Annotated in this window: 10 protein-coding genes; 6 read left to right on the top strand and 4 right to left on the bottom strand. The window is 52.7% G+C overall.

All coding sequences use genetic code 11. From position 1 onward, the window contains the following. Window positions 1-4 precede the first annotated feature (4 nt). Window positions 5-11338 (top strand): autotransporter outer membrane beta-barrel domain-containing protein, encoded by an 11334-nt coding sequence (locus tag ACX9GV_RS03010; RefSeq protein ID WP_473196999.1) that lies wholly within the window; start codon window positions 5-7, stop codon window positions 11336-11338. A 164-nt stretch (window positions 11339-11502) separates the two neighbouring features. On the opposite strand, the gene ACX9GV_RS03015 is transcribed toward ACX9GV_RS03010, so the two are convergent. Both ACX9GV_RS03015 and ACX9GV_RS03020 read right to left on the bottom strand, forming a co-directional pair. After that, window positions 11503-12891, bottom strand: coding sequence for a WG repeat-containing protein (locus ACX9GV_RS03015; RefSeq protein WP_473197000.1), 1389 nt, complete (start codon window positions 12889-12891; stop codon window positions 11503-11505). A 109-nt stretch (window positions 12892-13000) separates the two neighbouring features. Beyond that, on the bottom strand, window positions 13001-13333 hold the full coding sequence (locus tag ACX9GV_RS03020; protein ID WP_023489757.1) for a GIY-YIG nuclease family protein: 333 nt from the start codon (window positions 13331-13333) through the stop codon (window positions 13001-13003). A gap of 406 nt (window positions 13334-13739) precedes the next feature. On the opposite strand from ACX9GV_RS03020, the gene ACX9GV_RS03025 reads away from it, so the two are divergent. From ACX9GV_RS03025 to ACX9GV_RS03035, 3 genes are all read left to right on the top strand, one after another. Next, window positions 13740-14639 carry an EamA family transporter gene (locus ACX9GV_RS03025; RefSeq protein ID WP_473197001.1) on the top strand — a complete coding sequence of 300 codons (900 nt, stop codon included), beginning with the start codon at window positions 13740-13742 and terminating at the stop codon, window positions 14637-14639. Window positions 14640-14840: 201 nt separating this feature from the next. Further along, window positions 14841-15281 carry an antitoxin PaaA2 family protein gene (locus ACX9GV_RS03030; RefSeq protein WP_473197002.1) on the top strand — a complete coding sequence of 147 codons (441 nt, stop codon included), beginning with the start codon at window positions 14841-14843 and terminating at the stop codon, window positions 15279-15281. Then, the gene (locus tag ACX9GV_RS03035; protein ID WP_473197003.1) at window positions 15281-15568 is read left to right on the top strand and encodes a type II toxin-antitoxin system RelE/ParE family toxin; all 288 of its coding nucleotides are present in this window, start codon (window positions 15281-15283) and stop codon (window positions 15566-15568) included. The genes ACX9GV_RS03030 and ACX9GV_RS03035 overlap by 1 nt, the downstream gene beginning before the upstream one ends. Before the next feature lie 131 nt (window positions 15569-15699). Here ACX9GV_RS03035 and loiP read toward each other — a convergent pair whose 3' ends face one another. Then, window positions 15700-16452 carry a metalloprotease LoiP gene (gene loiP, locus ACX9GV_RS03040; RefSeq protein WP_023489753.1) on the bottom strand — a complete coding sequence of 251 codons (753 nt, stop codon included), beginning with the start codon at window positions 16450-16452 and terminating at the stop codon, window positions 15700-15702. A gap of 365 nt (window positions 16453-16817) precedes the next feature. Here loiP and tkt point away from each other — a divergent pair, with 365 nt between their 5' ends. Further along, a complete protein-coding gene (tkt, locus tag ACX9GV_RS03045; protein ID WP_473197004.1) occupies window positions 16818-18812 on the top strand; it encodes a transketolase in 1995 nt (664 codons plus the stop codon). A gap of 98 nt (window positions 18813-18910) precedes the next feature. Here the strand turns inward: tkt and ACX9GV_RS03050 are convergent, their stop codons facing one another. After that, on the bottom strand, window positions 18911-19198 hold the full coding sequence (locus ACX9GV_RS03050) for a putative quinol monooxygenase (protein WP_473197005.1): 288 nt from the start codon (window positions 19196-19198) through the stop codon (window positions 18911-18913). Between the two features lie 461 nt (window positions 19199-19659). Here ACX9GV_RS03050 and epd point away from each other — a divergent pair, with 461 nt between their 5' ends. After that, entirely contained in the window at window positions 19660-20676 is a 1017-nt protein-coding gene (gene epd / locus ACX9GV_RS03055; RefSeq protein ID WP_023489750.1) for an erythrose-4-phosphate dehydrogenase, read from the top strand. Window positions 20677-20764: the final 88 nt, after the last annotated feature.

The following is a 20764-nucleotide window of genomic DNA, read 5'->3' on the forward strand; positions in this document are numbered from 1 at the left end:
TCTGTTGACGCTACAAGGGGGCACCTTCACCGTCAGCGCCGCCAACAGTGGCTTAACCGCCGATACCGACATTGACAGCGGCGCGACGCTGATACTGAACAATGCCGGGACCCTGGGCAGCAGTGAGGTGAATGTCGACGGTAACCTGAATTTCGCCCGCGATGGCAGCTTTGCCAACCCACTCAGTGGTGCCGGCACTATCAATACCCTGGCGGATGTGCAACTCACCGGTGATAACAGCCTGTTTACCGGGGCTCAGGTGATTGGGGCAGACAGTCGTTTAACCGTTACTGATGCCAATAATCTGGGGGCCGCCAGCGCCACCGTGGATTTGACCACCGACAGCGCGGTGCTGAATTTCAGTGGCGTGACGGAGGATGTGGCTCATGCCCTGACTGGGGTGGTTGATTCCACCGTCAGTATCAGCAATGGGGCTGAGATGTCCCTGTCTGCGGATAACAGCAATTTTTACGGTTTGTTTGATCTGGTCGATAACAGCACCCTGATGGTGACGCAAGCCCCACAATTGGGCAATGGTGTAGTCGCCATCGCCAGTGGCAGTAACTTACTGTTTAGCGCCTATGCCAACGGCGTGCTGAGCGCCTTGGATAACGCGCTGAGCGGGGCGGGTACCTGGACGCTGGATGCCAGCCATATCAATCTGAGCAATAACAGTGATGCACAGGGCTTGAGTGGGGTTATAGATATCACCAATGGCGCCAGCCTGACGCTTGACGGCAACACCGTGCTCAACAGTGCCGCCAGAGTGAATGTGGCGGATACCGGCAGTGATTTGAACATCACCACCACCGGGGCGTTGACCTTCAACAATGCGCTGACCGGGTTGGGGGATGTCAATGTTAACACCAACAACAGCGCCTTTAATTTTGGTAGTACGGTGGGCAGTGCGTTTGCCGGTACGGTGAATTTGCTAAATACCCTGTTTGCCCTCGCCGGTGATAACACCAGCGCGTTAACCTTGGCGACGCTGGATCTGGGCACCAACAGTCATGCGACGGTCGGCAGCAACGGGGTGACCACCACCGAATCTGTCGGCAATGTAAACCTGAATGGCGGCACCCTGACGTTTTATGGTGACCTGCCGGGGGTACGTGCAGATGGCTTGCTCAGCACCGATAACTTTATCGCCACCGGCGGTACGGTAAATATTTTAGGCAATGCAGCGATAGACAACACCCCCGGCAGTGGCTCACTGTTGAACCAAATGACCGGCAATAATGCCATGCAACTGGTGAGTGCCACCACGGCGACGGGGGCAGATCAACTGACCTTGCAGATCAATGGTACTAACGTTGGGCAAAATACCTCAGACCAAATTGAACAAAATGGCGTGCATGTTGCCAACGGGATTTATGATTATGGCTTGAGCAACAGCGGGGATAATGGCGCGGGCCTGTATATGGATTATGCCCTTACCGCCCTGGAGTTGCTGGAAGATGGCACCGATGCATTGGTGATAGCCACCGATGGGCTGGCGGGCTCCAACAACGATTTACTGGTTAACGTGTTTGGCAGCGGCGGTCTTGTACTGGACGGCACCTTGGCGCCGTTAACCCTTTCCAACAGCACCAACAGTTACAGCGGCAGTACCACTATTGCTGGGGGCACCGTGTTGCTGGGGGCCAGTGGGGCGCTGGGGAGTACCTATTTACTGGCCGTGAACAGCGGCAGTAGCTTTAACCTCAATAACTACAACCAAACGGTGGGGAGCACCACCAATGAAGGCACCGTGCTGTTAGGCAGTGGGGTGCTGACCAGTGGGGCGTTAACCAACAACGGCACCCTTAACCTGGGGACTGGCACGCTAGCGCTTACTGCGGGCGGGACCTCCAGTGCGACCGATGGGTTAACCGGCGCGGGTTTGTTACAGCTACAAGCCGGCACTTTCACCGTCAGTGCCGCCAACAGTGGGCTAACCGCTGATACCGACATTGACAGCGGCGCGACGCTGGTGCTGAACAATGCCGGGACCTTGGGCAGCAGTGATGTGAACGTGGACGGTAACCTCAATTTCGCCCGTGATGGCAGTTTTGCCAACCCACTCAGTGGTGCCGGCACCCTCAATACCCTGGCGGATGTGCAACTTACCGGTGATAACAGTGCGTTTACCGGGGCCCAGGTGATTGGCACCGACAGCCGATTAACCGTCACTGACGCCAATAATCTGGGGGCCGCCAGCGCCACCGTGAATTTAACCACCGACAGTTCGGTGCTGAATTTCAGTGGCGTGACGGAGGATGTGGCTCATGCCCTGACCGGGGTGGCAGACTCGACGGTCACCCTCAGCAACGGGGCCGATATGTCCCTGTCTGCGGATAACAACAATTTCTATGGTTTGTTTGATCTGGTGGATAACAGCACCCTGACGGTAACCCAGGCCCCACAACTGGGCAATGGTTTAGTCGCCATCGCCAGTGGCAGTAACTTGCTGTTTAGCGCTTATGCTAACGGTGCATTAAGTACCTTGGATAACGCCCTCAGCGGGGCGGGCACCTGGACACTGGATGCCAGCCATATCAATCTGGGTAATAGCAGTGATGCACAGGGCTTGAGTGGTGTGGTGGACCTGACTAATGGCTCTAGCCTGACTATTGACGGCAGCACGGTGCTCAACAGTGCCGCCAGGGTGAATGTGGCGGATACCGGCAGTGATTTGAACATCACCACCACCGGGGCGTTTACCTTTAATAATGCGCTGACCGGGTTGGGGGATGTCAATGTTGATACTAACCAGACGGCCTTTAACTTTGGCACCACGGTGGGCAGTGCGTTTGCCGGCACGGTGAAGCTACAAAATACTCTGTTTGCCCTCTCCGGCGACAATACTCGCGCGTTAACGCTTGCCACCCTCAACCTGGGTAACGGCAGTAACACCACGGTCGGGGCCAGTGGGGTCATCAGCACAGAAACTGTCGGCGATGTCAGCATCGATGGCGGTAGTGTGACGTTTTATGCCGGTATTCCCGGCCAGCAGGCGGATGGGATCATCGCGACTGACAGCTTGACTGCCAATGGCGGGGTGGTGAATGTGTTGGGCAATGTTGCCATTGATAACACCCCACCCAATGGTTCACTGTTGAATCAAATTTCGGCCTCCAATGGCATTCAACTGGTGAGTGCCCAGAGCGCTTCGGGGGCCAGTCAGTTAACCTTGCTGATTAACAGCAATGCGGCAGGGCAAGGGACCTTGAGCCAAATTGACCAGGGCGGTGTCCATGTTGCCAACGGGATTTATGATTATGGCTTGAGCAACAGTGGCCGTTATGGGGCGGGCCTGTATATGAATTACGCCCTCACCGCCCTTGAGTTGCTGGGTAATGGTGTGGATGCGCTGGTGATTGCTACCGATGGGCTGGCGGGCTCTAACAACACCCTGTCGGTGAATATCTTTGGTACCGGTGACCTGGTGCTGGCGGGTGCCTTGGCACCGTTAACGATTTCCAACAGCACCAACAGCTATAGCGGCACCACCACCATCAGTGCAGGCTCGGTGTTGCTGGGGGCCAGTGGGGCGCTGGGCAGCACCAGTTTGCTGGCCGTGAACAGCGGCAGTACCTTTAACCTCAATAGCTACACCCAAATGGTAGGAAGTACCCTCAATGAAGGCTCGGTGTTGTTAGGCGCTGGCGTGTTGACCAGTGGGCTATTCACCAACAATGGCAGCATTAACCTGGGGACCGGCACGCTAGCGCTTACTGCGGGCGGGACCTCCAGTGCGACCGATGGGTTAACCGGTGCGGGTTTGTTACAGGTGCAAGCCGGTACTTTCACCGTCAGCGCCGCCAACAGTGGGTTAACCGCCGATACCGACATTGACAGCGGGGCGACGCTGGTGCTGAACAATGCCGGGACCTTGGGCAGCAGTGAGGTGAATGTCGACGGTAACCTGAATTTCGCCCGCGATGGCAGCTTTGCCAACCCACTCAGCGGTGCCGGGATCATCAATACCCTGGCGGATGTGCAACTCACCGGTGATAACAGTGCGTTTAGCGGTGCCCAGGTGATTGGGGCAGACAGTCGTTTAACCGTCACTGATGCCAATAATCTGGGGGCCGCCAGCGCCACGGTGGATTTGACTACCGACAGTTCGGTGCTGAATTTCAGTGGTGTGACGGAGGATGTGGCTAATGCACTCACTGGGGTGGCAGACTCCACGGTGACCCTCAGCAATGGGGCCGATATGTCCCTGTCCGCCGATAACAACAATTTTTATGGTTTGTTTGATCTGGTGGACGGCAGCACCCTGACGGTGACGCAGGCACCACAATTGGGCAATGGTGTAGTCGCCATCGCCAGTGGCAGTAATTTGCTGTTTAGCGCCTATGCCAATGGGGTACTGAGCGCCTTGAACAACGCCCTCAGTGGGGCGGGCACCTGGACGCTGGATGCCAGCCATATCAATCTGAGCAATAGCAGTGATGCACAGGGCTTGAGTGGTGTCGTGGACCTGACTAATGGCTCTAGCCTGACTATTGACGGCAACACGGTGCTGGACAATGCCGCCAGGGTGAACGTGGCGGATATCGGCAGTGATTTGAACATCACCACCACCGGGGCGTTGACCTTCAATAATGCGCTGACCGGGTTGGGGGATGTCAATGTCGACACCAACAACAGCGCCTTTAACTTTGGCACGACGGTGGGCAGTGCGTTTGCGGGGACGGTGAATCTACAAAATACCCTGCTTGCACTCTCTGGCGACAATACTCGCGCGTTAACGCTTGCCACCCTCAACCTGGGTAACGGCAGTAACACCACAGTCGGGGCCAGTGGGGTCATCAGCACAGAAACTGTCGGCGATGTCAGCATTGATGGCGGTAGTGTGACGTTTTATGCCGGTATTCCCGGCCAGCAGGCGGATGGGATCATCGCGACTGACCGCTTGACTGCCTATGGCGGGGTGGTAAATGTGTTGGGCAATATTGCCATTGATAACACCCCACCCAATGGTTCACTGCTGAATCAAATTTCGGCCTCCAATGGTATTCAACTGGTGAGTGCTCAGAGCGCTTCGGGGGTCAGTCAGTTAACCTTGCTGATTAATGGGGCGGCGGCAGGGCAAGGGACCTCGAGCCAAATTGACCAGGGGGGCGTGCATGTTGCCAATGGGATTTATGATTATGGTTTGAGTAACAGTGGCCGTCATGGGGCGGGCCTGTATATGAATTACGCCCTCACCGCCCTTGAGTTGCTGGGTAATGGTGTAGATGCGCTGGTGATTGCTACCGATGGGCTGGCGGGCTCTAACAACACCCTGTCGGTGAATATCTTTGGTACCGGTGACCTGGTGCTGGCGGGTGCCCTGGCACCGTTAACGATTTCCAACAGCACCAACAGCTATAGCGGCAGCACCACCATCAGCGCAGGCTCGGTGTCGCTGGGGGCCAGTGGAGCACTGGGCAGCACCACTTTACTGGCAGTCAACAGCGGCAGTACGTTCAACCTCAACAACTACCAGCAAATTGTGGGAAGTACCACCAATGAGGGCTCGGTGCTGTTAGGCAGTGGTGTGCTGACCAGTGGAGCATTAACCAACAATGGTTTGATGAATCTCGGTACCGGCACCTTGACCCTGACCCAGGGGGGGAGTTCCGGCGCTACCGACGGTTTAGCCGGTAATGGATTGCTCAATGTTCAAGCCGGCACCTTTACCGTCAGTGCCGCCAACAGTGGGCTAACCGCTGATACCGACATTGACAGTGGGGCGACGCTGATACTGAACAATGCCGGGACCCTGGGCAGCAGTGATGTGAACGTGGACGGTAGCCTGACCTTTGCCCGCGATGGCAGCTTTGCCAACCCACTCAGTGGTGCGGGGATTATCAATACGCTGGCGGATGTGCAACTCACCGGTGATAACCACTTGTTTGTCGGTGCTCAGGTGATTGGTGCCGACAGCCGCTTAACCGTGACTGCGGCCAATCACCTGGGGGATGCTGCCGCCACGGTGAATTTAACCACCAACACCTCGGAACTGGTCTTCAGTAGCCTGTTTGGTGCGGTGGCCAATGCACTGACCGGGGTGAGCGATTCAACGGTGACGGTCACCAATGGGTCGGCGTTGTCGTTGACGGGTGATAACAGCAACTTTAATGGCGGGTATGATCTGATTGGCAACAGCACGGTGACGGTGACACAAGCGCAGAGTCTGGGCAATGGCTCGGTGGCGATTGCCAGTGGCAGTACGTTGCTGTTTAACGGTTATCTCGCGCGCGCGTTAAGCACCTTGGATAATGCCCTCCGTGGTGATGGCCGTTGGACGCTTAATGCCAGTCATATTGACTTGAGCAATAACAGCCTGGCTCAGGACTTCAGCGGTGTGGTGAATATCACCCAGGGCTCCAGCCTGAATATTGATGGCAACACGGTGCTGAACAGTGACGCCACGGTGAATGTGGCGGATATCAGCAGTGATCTGAACATCGCCACCACGGGGGCGTTTACCTTCAATAATGCGCTGACTGGGCAGGGCGTGGTCAATGTCAATACCAACAACACGGCGTTTGATTTTGGCACCCCGGTGGGCAGTGATTTTACCGGCAAGGTCAGCTTGCAAAACACCCAGTTTGCTCTCGCCGGCACGAATACCGGTACATTAACGCAAGCCACTCTGGACCTGGGCACGGGCAGTCATACCACCGTGGGGCGTGTTGGGGTGAGTAGTACAGAAGCCGTGGGTAATGTCAGTCTCCATGGCGGCAGTCTGGTGTTTTATGCCGGCATTCCCGGTCAGCAGGCGGATGGGGTGATTGCGACCAACAATTTGACTGCCAGTAGCGGGGTGGTCAATGTTCTGGGCAATCTTTCTATTGATAACACCCCGCCGAATGACTCATTACTGAATCAAATTTCAGCCTCCAATGGCATTCAACTGGTGAGTGCCCAGTCAGCCACCGGGGCGAATAAACTGACCTTGCAAATCAATGGTAGCGAGGTGGGGCAAGAGACCACCTCGCAAATCGACCAGGGCGGGGTGCATGTTGCCAACGGGATTTATGATTATGCGTTGAGTAACCAGGGTCGCAATGGTGCGGGGCTGTATATGAATTACGCCCTCACTGCGCTGGAGTTGCTCGGTAAGGGTGCTGATGCGCTGGTGATTGCCACCGATGGGCTGGCGGGCTCTAACAACGACCTGTCGGTGACTATCTTTGGCGGCGGTGATCTGGTGCTGGAGGGTACCCAGGCCGCGTTAACCATTTCCAACAGCACCAACAGCTACACCGGTAATACCACCCTCCAGGGCGGCACGGTGGTGCTGGGGGCTAACGGGGCGCTGGGCAGTACCCGCTTGCTGACGGTCAACAGCGGCAGTACCTTTGATCTCAACAGTTACAACCAGAATGTGCAGAGTGCTGTCAATAATGGCACGGTACTGCTCGGGGCAAGCCTGCTGACCAGTGGGGCGTTAACCAACAATGGCATCCTTGATCTCGGTAGCGGTATCTTGACGCTGACCGAGGGGGGAACCTCCAGCGCGACCGGCGGTTTAACCGGTCATGGTGAGTTGCAGGTGCAAGGGGGCACCTTTACCGTCAGTGCCGCTAATAGTGGCTTAACCGGCGATACACAGATTGATAACGGGGCTACGCTGGTGCTGAACAGTGCCGGGACCTTGGGCAGCAGTGAAGTCAATGTGGAGGGTAGCCTGACCTTCGCCCGGGATGGCCGCTTTGCCAATCAGTTAAGTGGCTCCGGTATCATCAACACCCAAGGGGATGTGCAACTTACGGGCATTAACAGCTTCGGCGGTACCCAGAGGATTGCAGCGGATAGCCGCTTAACTGTCGATGCGGCTTACAATCTTGGGGATTCAACGGCGACGGTGGATTTAACCACCAATACCTCGGTGCTGGTATTCAATGGGTTGAGTGGCTTGGTGATGAATGCACTGACCGGGGTAGACGGTTCAACCGTCAGCGTCAGCAATGGCGCTGATATGGCGTTGGCTGGCGATAATAGCAACTTCTATGGGCGGTATGACTTGGTGGGTGACAGCACCCTGACGGTGATATACGCACAGAATTTGGGGCAGGGTTCGGTGGCGATTGCCAGTGGCAGCAACTTGCTGTTTAGCGATTATGCCGGTGGAGCCCCGAGTACGCTGGATAATGTGTTAACCGGGGCGGGCAATTGGGTGCTGAGTGAAAGCCACATTAATCTGGCGGGTAACAGCAATGCTCAGAATTTCAGTGGAATAGTGGATCTGACGAGTGGCTCCAGTCTGAATATTGATGGCAACACGGTGCTGAACAGTGACGCCAGGGTGAATGTGGCTGATAGCAGCAGTGCGTTAGATATCAACACCAGCGGGGCATTCACCTTCAATAATGCCCTGACCGGGATCGGTGATGTCAACGTCAACACCAACAGCGCCGCCTTTAACTTTGGTACTACCGTGGGCAGTGCTTTTGCGGGCACGGTGAATTTACAAAATACCCGGTTTGATTTGTCGGGTGCCAATACCACCACCTTGACTCAGGCGACGCTTGAGCTGGCGGCGGGCAGTAATACCTCGGTGGGTGATGGGGTACAAACCCTCGGTAGTCTGGTGTTCAAGGACGGGGTATTAACCTATGCCAACCTGATTGAAAACAATGGGGTGGTCACTTCCGAGGGGACCATTATTGCGCAAAATATTGATACGCGCGCTGGCGGTACGGTGAGTGTCAACTTGCCAGAGACGCTCTCGCCCAGTATCGAGGGGCTGAACACCCTGGATCTGGACACCGGGGTGATTATTGTCGGGTTGGCGCAAGGGGCCGCCAACGGCACGGGTGATGAGTTGATACTCACGGATGGCAACAATCTTCCCATCGAGACTATTTATCTGCAAGGCATTACCAACCCCAATAACACGACGGTCGCGGGTATGGGGACCTTTATGTATGGCCTCAGTACCGGTATCGAACGGGATGGTTTATATGTCAATTACGGTTTGAAAAAACTGGAGCTGTTAACCAGCGGCAGTGAAGCGCTGGTTTTGCAGGGCACGTTGGTCAATAACGGCACCCCACACAATAATCTTAACGCGAAAATTACCGGCAGCGGTGATTTGGCGATTGATTCCCCTAATGATGGCACCATCGTGACCTTGTCAAGTAGCGCCAATGATTACACCGGTGCGACCTTCGTGCGCTCGGGTATTTTGCAGTTAATGGCCGATTCGGCCTTGGGGAATACCGCTAACCTTGCCATTAGCAGCGGTGCCCGTGTGGATTTGAATGCCCATACCCAAACGGTGGGGGCACTGAATACAGACAGCAACAGTACCTTGGCGCTCAACAATGGCAGCTTGACGGTAAAAGAGGGGGGGCAAGTCAATGGCGTGATGACCGGTGCGGGTAACCTGATATTGGCTGGCGGCACCTTGGCGCTCACCCGTCATAGCCCGGACTATAGCGCAATAACGCACATCCTCTCTGCAGCCAACGCACAGCTGACTCAAACCGGCGCGTTGGGGCAGAGTGACATTATTATCGATGGTCAACTGACGCTGGATAACGCCGTGGGCGACCTGGTCAATGTGCTACAAGGGGCCGGTGACGTTGAGCTGACTAACGCAGCAGCGGTGACATTAACCGGCAATAACAGCCAGTATGGCGGTACCTTCTTCACACAAAGCGGGACCACCTTACAAGCCAGTGCGGCGGAGAGCCTGGGGAGTGGTGCGGTGGCTAACGACGGGACGTTGGTGTTAGAGACCGAGGGGCTCTGGCAGTTTGTCACGCCAGTCAGTGGTCAGGGTACGGTGGTTAAACAGGGGAGTGGTACGCTACACATTGCCAACGACCAGGTGAGTGCGCAGACCACCGTCATTCAAGCGGGGCGCTTACTGCTCAGCACGACGCCCGCCGTGATGGCAGGGGTACAAGCCAGCGCGATGGCGTTCAGTGGCGCCTCGTCGGCAATTTTAAACAGCCAGGTTCTCATTGAAGCGAATGGCACCTTGGCGGGTGATGGCCAGGTGAACGGTAATGTCACCAACGCCGGTACGATGGCGGTTGGGCGCAGTGCCACCGGGGCGGATTACGCCGCGCTGACCATTAATGGCAACTACATGGGCAATAATGGCAATATCACGTTTGATAGCGTGTTGGGGGATGATGCCTCTAAAACCGATAGGCTGGTGATTAACGGTAATACCGCTGGCGAGAGTACGGTCACCGTCAACAATATTGGCGGCGAAGGGGCAGAAAACAGCAATGGTATTGAAATTATTCGCGTGGGGGGCGTTTCTGCGGGCAACTTTACCTTAAATGGCCGTGCTGTGGCCGGGGCACTTGATTACTTCCTCTATCAGGGAACACCCACGGACCCAGCCAGTGGCAACTGGTATTTGCGCTCGAACTATGGTGATTTTGTCAACGATGTCTATCGCCCTGAAGCCGGCAGCTATATGGCCAGCATTGGCACGGCCAATACCTTGTTCAATACGCGCCTGGATGACATCAAACCTTCGGTTGATGATGGGGAACACAGCTTATGGCTGCGCCAGCAAGGCTCCCGTACCAAGTTTAATGATGCATCCGGCCAGCTTTCCAATAGCAGTAATAACTATGTGGTACAACTGGGGGGCGAGGTGTTTAACGGGCAAATCACCGGTGAAGATGCGCTCGCCGTGGGTGTGATGGCGGGTTATGGGCTGAGTAATGGCAGTTCAGACTCACGGATCAGCGATTACCGTTCTGACAACCGGTTAGACGGTTACTCCCTGGGGGTGTATGGCACCTGGTATCAATATGCCAATCAACGCCATAGCCCTTATGTGCATGGCTGGTTGCAGTACGCTTGGTTCAACGGGTCAACCGAAGGGCAGTCGGAGAGTCAGCAGGATTACCGCCTGCGCGGTGCCAGTGCCTCGGTGGAGGTGGGTTACCCCGTGGAGATTTATCAACGTGGTGATAACACCGGTTATATGACGCCGCAAGCGCAGTTAACCCTTAATGGCGTCAAAATGAAGGATTTTACGGATAGCAAAGGTACCCAGATACAACAAAGTGGTCATCATAATCTGCAAACTCGCGTCGGTGTGAAGTTCGCCAATGATATGCAGATGGCGGGGGATAAAACGGGCAAGACGGTATTCACCACCTATGCGGCGGTGAATTACATTGGCAATAGCCAGATGTCCGGTGTTTCCATGAATGGCACCACCCTGGAACAGGCGGGTAACCGCCATCTGGTTGAAGTGCAAGTGGGGGTTGAAGGCAAGTTAAATAAAGACCTCACGGTTTGGGGTAACTTGACCAATCAAATTGGTGAACAGGGTTATGACAATAAAGCGGTGATGGTCGGGGTGAAATACGCGTTCTAACAGACTGTTGTTATTGAGAGAATGCTATTGAGATAATGTGATCCAGAAAATCAGGGGCGAGGTGACTCGCCCTTGTTATTTTTGTTACCTACCCATTGTTGGAATTATTCAGGTTTGAGGGGCGAAATTGTCACGGAGAGTGAAGACCCTATAAATTATTCCAACTAGTTGTCACCGACATGCTTATTGATATCTTTAAATGGCAGTTTTTTTAATTGTCGTGTTTGCGGATCGAATGACATATAGGTATAGATGAGCTCGGTGGTCACGACATCGGTATCTTTATCTTTATGGGATGAACCCTCATCGGTCATCAGGTAGATACCGCTGATATCAGTTTGTTCAATTTTGTGAAACTGCGGTTTGATCACCCAATTGCCGCTTTTATCGACCAAACCGAAGGTGTTGCTGGCATCATCTTTGGCAATATAGCGATCTTGCTCAGCCAGTTCATTGGTGAGCGTTTGGTTGAATGTATTGCTTTTTTCCTGCATGGCAAGAAGATAGATCACCACAGATTCAGGTTGTGCCACAAATTTTACTTCCTGCTGGATCTGTTTTTTATTATTTTTTTCCAACGCTTTTTTACGCTCGTCGGTGAGTTTTTCCAGATGCGCCTGTAACGCTTTGCTATCGGTGAATTGGTTAATATCACGACGTGTTTTCACCAAGTCATCACGATACTGTTTAAACTGTTGTAGTTGCTCATCAGAGGGCATTGAAGCGAAACTGCTGCCAGTTCTTGGTAATACCTGTCCGGAAGCAGTCAAGCCCTCCACCAGATAATGTGATGCTTCAGGCAGGGCCAGTTGTAATGACACTTTGCCCCCTTTAATACTGATAAGCTGATAGCTTGAACCATCGTCAGTGGTCATTTTGGGCTGTTCTTTATTCAGAACGACTTTTTTAAAAGAGCTGTAAGAGGGATAACGGATTTCGAATTCGATACCTTTTATCGGTTTACTGGTGGGTAATGTAAACGTCGAGCTGGCACTGAGGTAGTAGTAGCCGTCATCTGCCTCAGAAATAATAACCGGTTGCAATTTTTGTTCACTACCATCCCAGAAGGAAACCTGGGTGATTTTATATTGTAGGTCCGGTTCATTATCCTTTGGCCATGCATCAGCAAACAGTTTCTCCAATGGCTTATTGGAAAAACGGATCTCTGAGCCTGTAGAGGTAATAGCTTGCTTGAAACTAGTCGTCTGTGTTTTTTGGCTATTCAACCTGTTGACCAGTTGCTGTGTCGTTAATGGTGTGAAGGGTTTTTCATATCGGATGGGCGATTCAGTTCGATAATCGACTCCTGGTTTACCGGGAGAGACTTCAAACTTCATGTTCTGCACCATCTTAATCGCTTGCTCAACGGTTTGAATAGTATCGTTGGTTTCGGCTATCAGATAATTCAGACGTTTTTCCGCTTCGGGCATTGATAGCGTGGCGATGTCATCGATCTCGCCTGCATTCATCTCTTGTTGTTGAGCCTGAGCACTACTAACCATCAGCATCAACGCACTAAAAAAAACGGCTATAGGAGATGATGCTTTTTCCATTTTCAATTCAAGTTATCCTAATGTTTGGTTATGTGGGGTGGTTACACACTAGCGATATTGCCGCCAGGGGCATGGCGAGTAAATGATCAATCGGTCATTTTCGCAGACTTTACGGTGCGTTCAACTGCCTGCGCTTCAGCTCTTCGATGGGCAATAGCGGCTCCAGAGAGTGCGGTAGGCTGGTAATCAACTGCTCTTTCTGTTTTTTGCTCAATTGTTTAACCCGATATTCCAGCTTGAGTGCGTTGGAGTGGTCGCCGACTTGGCAGTGAAATACCAGCGTCAGTGGTCCTTTGCCACGCAGGGCTTTCGCCCCTTTGCCTGCCTGATGTTGTGCCAACCGCCGGGGGATATCGGTGGTGATACCGGTATACAACATACCGCCTGACATACGCAGCATGTAAAGCGACCACACTGTTTTACTGTGCTCGCTCTGTGTCATGCTTTGCACCGAAATGGCTCATCAGTTATCAGCTCTCTGATGATGAATTTACCACTAGACAGCTTGCCTTTAGCGTGGTTATTTCTTGCGAGCTTTTCCGTTGGCTGCATGGTTGACATGGGTAATCCCCGGCTTGTTGAGTGCTTCCCTTATTCTATACCCAAGTTTAATCCAACTCTAAGAACCTAGCCCTCTATAGTGGCGGAAGTGGCAAGTTTGCCGGCTTCAGGCTTGAACCCGGCTCTTGCAGCATCCTCGTCATGGGGCCCTGTGGGCCCTTATCTATCAGTGACGCGCTGAGAGCGGCTGGGGCGTTTTCTCTGCGGGTAAGTGCATTATTCCCTATAATTTTTGTGATATTCTCGGCATATTGAACTCCCTCTATTAATTATCTGCTGGATCAAAAATGGGCTCCACCAAAAAAGGGATACTGAGCGTCTTAGCTGCTGCCATATTGTGGGGGAGCTCAGGGGTGTGTGCGCAATATATTATTGAGCAAGGGCAGGTCCCTTCGCCGTTTTTGACCATGACGCGTTTGCTGCTGGCTGGGCCGATTTTACTGGTGATCGCCCTGGTGCATGGTGATAAGGTGTTTGCGATACTGAAAAACCGCAAAGATATCATGAGATTGCTAGTGTTTTCTCTGTTCGGCGCTATGATAGTGCAGTTAACCTTTCTTTTGGCGATTGAACACTCTAATGCTGCCACCGCAACGATACTGCAATTTTTGTCCCCTTCGATCATCGTCACCTGGTTTGCACTAGTACGCAAGAAACGCCCCGGTGGCGTGCTGCTTGTTGCAATTATCACCTCACTGGCAGGGATGTTCTTGCTGGTCACTCATGGTGATCCCACTTCACTTTCTGTCTCACATGCCGCCCTGTTCTGGGGTATTGCGTCAGCTTTTGCAGCTGCATTTTATGTGACTTATCCACCAAAGTTGATTAGCCGCTATGGCACATTGCCGATTGTTGGCTGGAGTATGTTACTGGGGGGGCTGATGATGGTGCCATTTTATGCCGGGAAAACCCCCGATTTTGTGGTCAATCTCCGCTTATCATTAGCCTATCTCTACCTTGTGCTGTTTGGCACTGCTTTGACCTTTAGCCTCTATCTTAAAGGTGCTCAGGTCATTGGCGGTTCGAAAGCCAGTGTGCTCAGTTGTGCTGAACCACTTAGCAGTGCACTGCTGTCATTATTGCTCTTGGGGGTGGTTTTTACCTTCCACGATTGGGTCGGTACTTTCCTGATTTTATCTTCCGTAGTACTGATTTCTATGGATTCACGTCGCAGTCTATCTGCTTAGCTTGTAACAGAACGGTACGCCATGCTACCTGCCTCGCAATACCGGAAAGAGGCAGTAGTAGGTACGGTTTAGCTATGGCATAACCCCATTTAAAGCATCTGGTGACGATATGCTATTTTTTATTGTTTAATTCGCAATCTATAGTAAATTGCAATAATTAATATTATTAATTGCAGCGCTATATCACCAGAGAGCGATTTTATGGTAACGGAAACTATCGATCATTCTACCCTGCATCACTTGGTTGAGGCGGGAGCCGTCTCTGCGGCTCATGTTGTTGGCACCCAGGGTGGATGGGTATTGGTCGTCAGATATGGTTTGTTGGAGCGGTCATTAGCCGCACAGCGTAGTCGGCAGGTACGGCTATTTAAGCGATTGGAGACACTTGTGAACTATTTGAAAGATATCGGTATTGTACGGTTTGATGTTGATGCATCTAACTTCACCCCAGAGCGCCTGCCGAGGCATGCTCGCCCAGACCGTTCAATTGCGTTAAAGCGGGCACATGAAGCGGCTGCTTATGATGCTTGGTTCAGAGAGCAGGTGCAGGCATCAATGGATGATCCTCGGCCAGCAGTGTCACATGAAGAAGCTAAGCATCAGTTCGCCGCCCGTAAAGCCGCTTTACGTAAGGTGCCTTAATGCGGTTGGGGTTGGAATGGAAACCCATCTCCTTGGTAGACAGGGAAAAGATAATGGATTATATCGCCCGAGGTAATCCCCAGGCTGCAGCGTTACTGGATGATGCGTTTGAGAAAGCCGCAGAGCGAGCCCGTGAGCGGCCTGATATGTATAAAGTGGGTCGTATTAATGGCACCAGAGAAGTGGTCGTTCGGCCCAATTACGTTCTGATCTATCAGGTTAATGGTACAACCGTAGAGGTTTTACGCATATTGCATGCTGCGCAACAGTGGTCACTTACTGAGTAAAAAGGTCAGTTGCTGCATCGATCAGTCTAAATTCAAGAATAACAGTGAGATATACCCAAGTTCATTCAAGTTGCCGATTATAAATGCTCGGCATTTTATCGGGCAACTTGAATTTTTTAGCTATAAAACAGTTATTTACCGGCGGCGATACGGTCACGAATATGTTGTGCGCGGGCTTCGGAAGCCGGGTGGTCATCAAACATACTGCTCTTGCGCCCGCCCTCCATTTTGGCCAGTTTTTCGAAACTGGTGACAAGACCATTCGGGTCAATTCCGCGTTTTTTCAGCAAATCAAATGAGTAATCATCCGCTTCGCTTTCCTGTTTTTGTGAAAACTGTGCATTAACCAGTTTTTCGCCCAAGTCAGCCAACTGTGACTGGGAGAGGGAACCCACTACTCCGCCTGCTGAAGAGGCCGCAGTGCGCAGGGCGACAGTTCCGTAAGCGACCTGTAGCTTCTTGCGAGTATGACCCAGCGCGACGTGGCCCATTTCATGCCCCAGTACGCCTTCCACTTCGTTGTCGGTCATCATATCCATCAGACCGCTGTAAACGCGGATACAGCCATTGGCCATGGCCCAGGCATTCACGTCGTTGGTCATGTAAACTTTATAGTTAGCTGGCGTGCCGTTGATGTTATCCCCTAATGCAGCGGCGATTTTGTTCAAGCGCTTGGCATAGTCGCTGTTTGCCGGGGCAATTTGTGCTTTACTGTCCATCTCGGCACAAGATTTATCACTCAGTGCTATCACGTCGTTGTCGCTCAGTGTCGCGGCCTGGAAGGCTTGAGCGCCGGATTGCATCAAGGTATTGGTATTCAGGTTTTGGCAACCGCTTAATAGCGCAGTAATACTCAATGCAATTAAAGAAATACGTATCTTCATGAAACTATCTTCCTGTGATGGTAAAAGGGGCTATCCATGCCTGTGGCGCTGATCTGCAACTTTACGTAACCTAGATGAGGCCAGGGGAGCGGAGATACCCTATCAATTGTAAGTACCCTGCGCGTTATATCCCTTTGTTCGGGTGCCAGTCAAATAATCAAGGTGAGTTCCCCGCCAAGAGTGCTGCAATTTGAGCAACAATAGGTATAGTGTTACAGCGAAACACGGCTTACAGCGAAACACGGTACTAATGTGCCGATAAGTTGTGATCTCACTCGCATTTACCATTAGAGATTGCCGTTTTGATGCAGAGTCTGAGAAAATAGAAAAACTGACTGCTTTTTAAATCCGACTTGGAGTAAAACATGTCCTCTCGTAAAGAACTTGCCAACGCTATCCGCGCACTCAGTATGGACGCTGTCCAAAAAGCCAATTCCGGCCATCCGGGTGCCCCGATGGGGATGGCAGATATCGCTGAAGTTCTGTGGCGTGATTACCTCAACCACAACCCGACTAACCCACATTGGGCTGATCGTGACCGTTTTGTCCTATCCAATGGTCATGGCTCCATGCTGATTTACAGCCTGTTGCACCTCACCGGTTATGATTTGCCGATGAGCGAACTGGAAAACTTCCGCCAACTGCACTCCAAAACTCCCGGCCACCCAGAGTACGGCTATACCCCAGGGGTAGAAACTACCACCGGGCCTTTGGGGCAGGGGATCGCTAATGCCGTGGGCTTTGCCATTGCTGAACGCACGCTGGCGGCGCAGTTCAACCGCCCAGGGCATGACATTGTCAACCATCACACCTATGTCTTTATGGGTGACGGCTGCATGATGGAAGGCATCTCACACGAAGCCTGTTCCCTGGCGGGCACCATGAAATTGGGTAAACTCACCGCGTTCTACGACGATAACGGCATCTCCATTGATGGCCACGTAGAGGGTTGGTTTACCGATGATACTGCCAAGCGCTTTGAAGCCTACGGCTGGCACGTGGTGCGCGGCGTAGATGGCCATAACAGCGAATCTATCAAAGCGGCAATTGAAGAAGCACGTAAAGTGACTGACAAGCCTTCACTGCTGATGTGTAAAACCGTGATCGGCTTCGGTTCGCCAAGTAAGGCGGGTACCCACGATTCGCACGGCGCTCCATTGGGTGCGGCGGAAGTGGCTGCTACCCGTGAAGCACTGGGTTGGAAATATCCGGCGTTTGAAATCCCGCAAGAGATTTACGCGCAGTGGGATGCCAAAGAAGCTGGTAAAGCCAGAGAGAATGCCTGGGATCAAAAGCTGTCAGCCTACCGCCAAGCCTTCCCAGAATTGGCAGCGGAGTTCCAACGCCGTGTGAATGGTGAGTTGCCTGCTAACTGGAAAGTCGAAGCGCAGAAGTTTGTTGAGCAGTTGCAGGCTAACCCGGCCAATATTGCCAGCCGCAAAGCCTCACAGAACTCATTGGAAGCCTTTGGCAAAATCCTGCCAGAATTCCTCGGTGGCTCTGCTGACCTGGCACCTAGCAACCTGACCATGTGGTCTGGCTCTAAATCACTGAGTGATGATCTGGCGGGTAACTACATCCACTACGGTGTGCGTGAATTCGGTATGACCGCCATCACTAACGGTATTGCGCTGCACGGTGGTTTCCTGCCGTATTCAGCAACGTTCCTGATGTTTGTGGAATATGCCCGTAACGCGGTGCGTATGGCGGCATTAATGAAGCTGCGCAACCTGTTTGTCTACACCCATGACTCCATCGGCCTGGGTGAAGATGGCCCAACCCACCAGCCGGTTGAGCAACTGGCTAGCCTGCGCACCACGCCAAACATGAGCACCTGGCGCCCTTGTGATCAGGTGGAATCCGCTATCGCCTGGCAATATGGTATCGAGCGCAATGACGGCCCAACCACGCTGGTATTCTCGCGCCAGAACCTGACCCAGCAGCCACGTAGTGCTGAGCAGTTGGCTAATGTTTACCGTGGTGGTTATGTGCTGAAACAGTGTGCTGGTACTCCGGACGTGATCCTGATTGCTACCGGTTCTGAAGTGGGCATCACCGTGGAAGCAGCAGACAAACTGAGTGCCGAAGGGCATAAAGTACGGGTCGTCTCTCTGCCATCTACCGATGCCTTCGATAAGCAAGATGCTGCTTACCGTGAGTCTGTACTGCCTGCCGCCGTAACTGCCCGTGTGGCGGTGGAAGCGGGCATTGCCGATTACTGGTACAAGTATGTTGGCCTGAACGGTGCCATTGTGGGTATGACCAGCTTCGGTGAGTCAGCTCCGGCAGACCAACTGTTTAAAGAGTTCGGTTTCACCGTGGATAACGTGGTCGCCAAGGCGAAAGCGTTGTTGAAGTAATCCGGTTTTGAGTTGTGCTATCAGGGGCGAATATTTCGCCCCTGATTCTTTGTGGGAGTAGGGCAATTCTCCCGGCGATTTGAATGACGACCCGCTTCTTACAACGGCGTCACTTTTTTCACTTCCAGACTAACCAGTTTCCCTTCCAGTTCAGCCAGAAAAGCACGGAAGTGGTTGGTTTCGGTATGTTCCTGCAGGGCTTGTGCTGAGGCCCAGCGTTCAATAAATACATAAGCGTTGGGGTGGTCCACTTCCTGATGTAAGTCATACTGCAGGCAACCCGCTTCAGCACGGCTTGGTGCCACCATAGCACGCAGCGCTTGCTCTACGGCGGTACGGTGTTCAGGGGTGGCAGTAATCAGGGCAACGACTTTAACTTCACTCATTTGGGCTCCTAGTCCTATTACTCAGTCATATCCAGTTCTGGGTTGTTAGTAGAAAAATCATCGAACCGTGGTTATTCAGGTGGTAGGTATCTGAATAAACACAGGCTTAGAGTCTATGTCAAACCGGGTGTGAAAATGTGCGCTAGATCATTTTATTTGGGTAAAATCAGCCGAACTTGTCAGGTGGCTTATTGCACCTGTTCCTTTTGGTAAAGCTTTGGTTTATCCTCAGCTGAAGCGTTTCAGTTGGTAGGGTTGCGAGTGGAAACGTCAGGTCAGTGTGAAGGGTTGCGATAGACCGCACAAGTTTGAGGAATAACGAATAGAGTGGTTCACAGTAAGCGGCGCGCTAAAGTACGCTATAGTCGTCATCATTCAGGTTGCTGGGGTTGTCTGCAATTTGCAGAATGGCGAGTATAAATGACGATCACTGGCGTAAAGACGCGTTCCCAAGGAGTAGCATGACCATCCGCATAGCAATCAACGGTTTTGGGCGTATTGGACGCAGCGTTTTGCGCGCGCTGTATGAATCAGGACGACGCGCTGACATTTCTGTCGTCGCCATCAATGAATTGGCTCAGGCTGAGGGGATGGCGCACCTGCTGAAGTATGACTCCAGCCACGGCCGTTTTGCCTGGGATGTACGCCAGGAGCTTGATGTGCTGAGCGTCGGGGATGATAACATTCGCCTACTGCATCAACCGGCATTGCAACAGTTGCCCTGGCGGGAACTGGGGGTTGATGTGGTGCTCGATTGCACCGGGGTATACGGCAGCAAGGCGGATGGTGAAGCTCATTTGCAGGCAGGGGCCAAGAAGGTACTGTTTGCTCACCCGGGCAGCAATGATCTGGATGCCACTATTGTGTTTGGGGTTAACCACCAGACACTACGTAAAGAGCACCGGATTGTGTCCAATGCCTCCTGTACCACCAATTGCATTATTCCGGTGATTAAACTGCTGGATGATGCTTACCACATTGAATCCGGGACTGTCACCACCATCCACTCCTCAATGAACGATCAACCGGTGATAGATGCCTATCACTCGGATTTACGGCGTACCCGTGCGGCGAGCCAATCGATTATTCCGGTGGATACCAAGTTGGCTGCTGGTATTACGCGTATTTTTCCGCAGTTTTGCGATCGTTTTGAAGCGATTTCGGTGCGGGTACCCACGATTAATGTGACCGCCATTGATCTCAGTGTCAGCGTTAGTTCTCCGGTACAGGTGAGCGAGGTCAACCAGCTGTTTCAAAAGGCGGCACAGGGTTCATTTCGTGGTATAGTTGACTACACAGAAGTACCACTGGTTTCCATCGATTTTAACCATGATCCGCACAGTGCCATCGTTGATGGTACGCAAACTCGGGTTAGTGGGCAGCACCTGATCAAAACCCTGGTCTGGTGTGATAATGAATGGGGCTTTGCCAACCGGATGTTGGATACCACACTGGCAATGGCCGCAAGCGGTTTCTAGTAAGGGCTTGTTTTAACAAGTCTAAGGTGGCACCAGCGTTGTGTTGGTGCACCACTCAGGCAACTTTGAAGAGAATCAACCAAGAGGG

Source organism: Serratia sp. 25CWL12, from assembly GCF_055790885.1.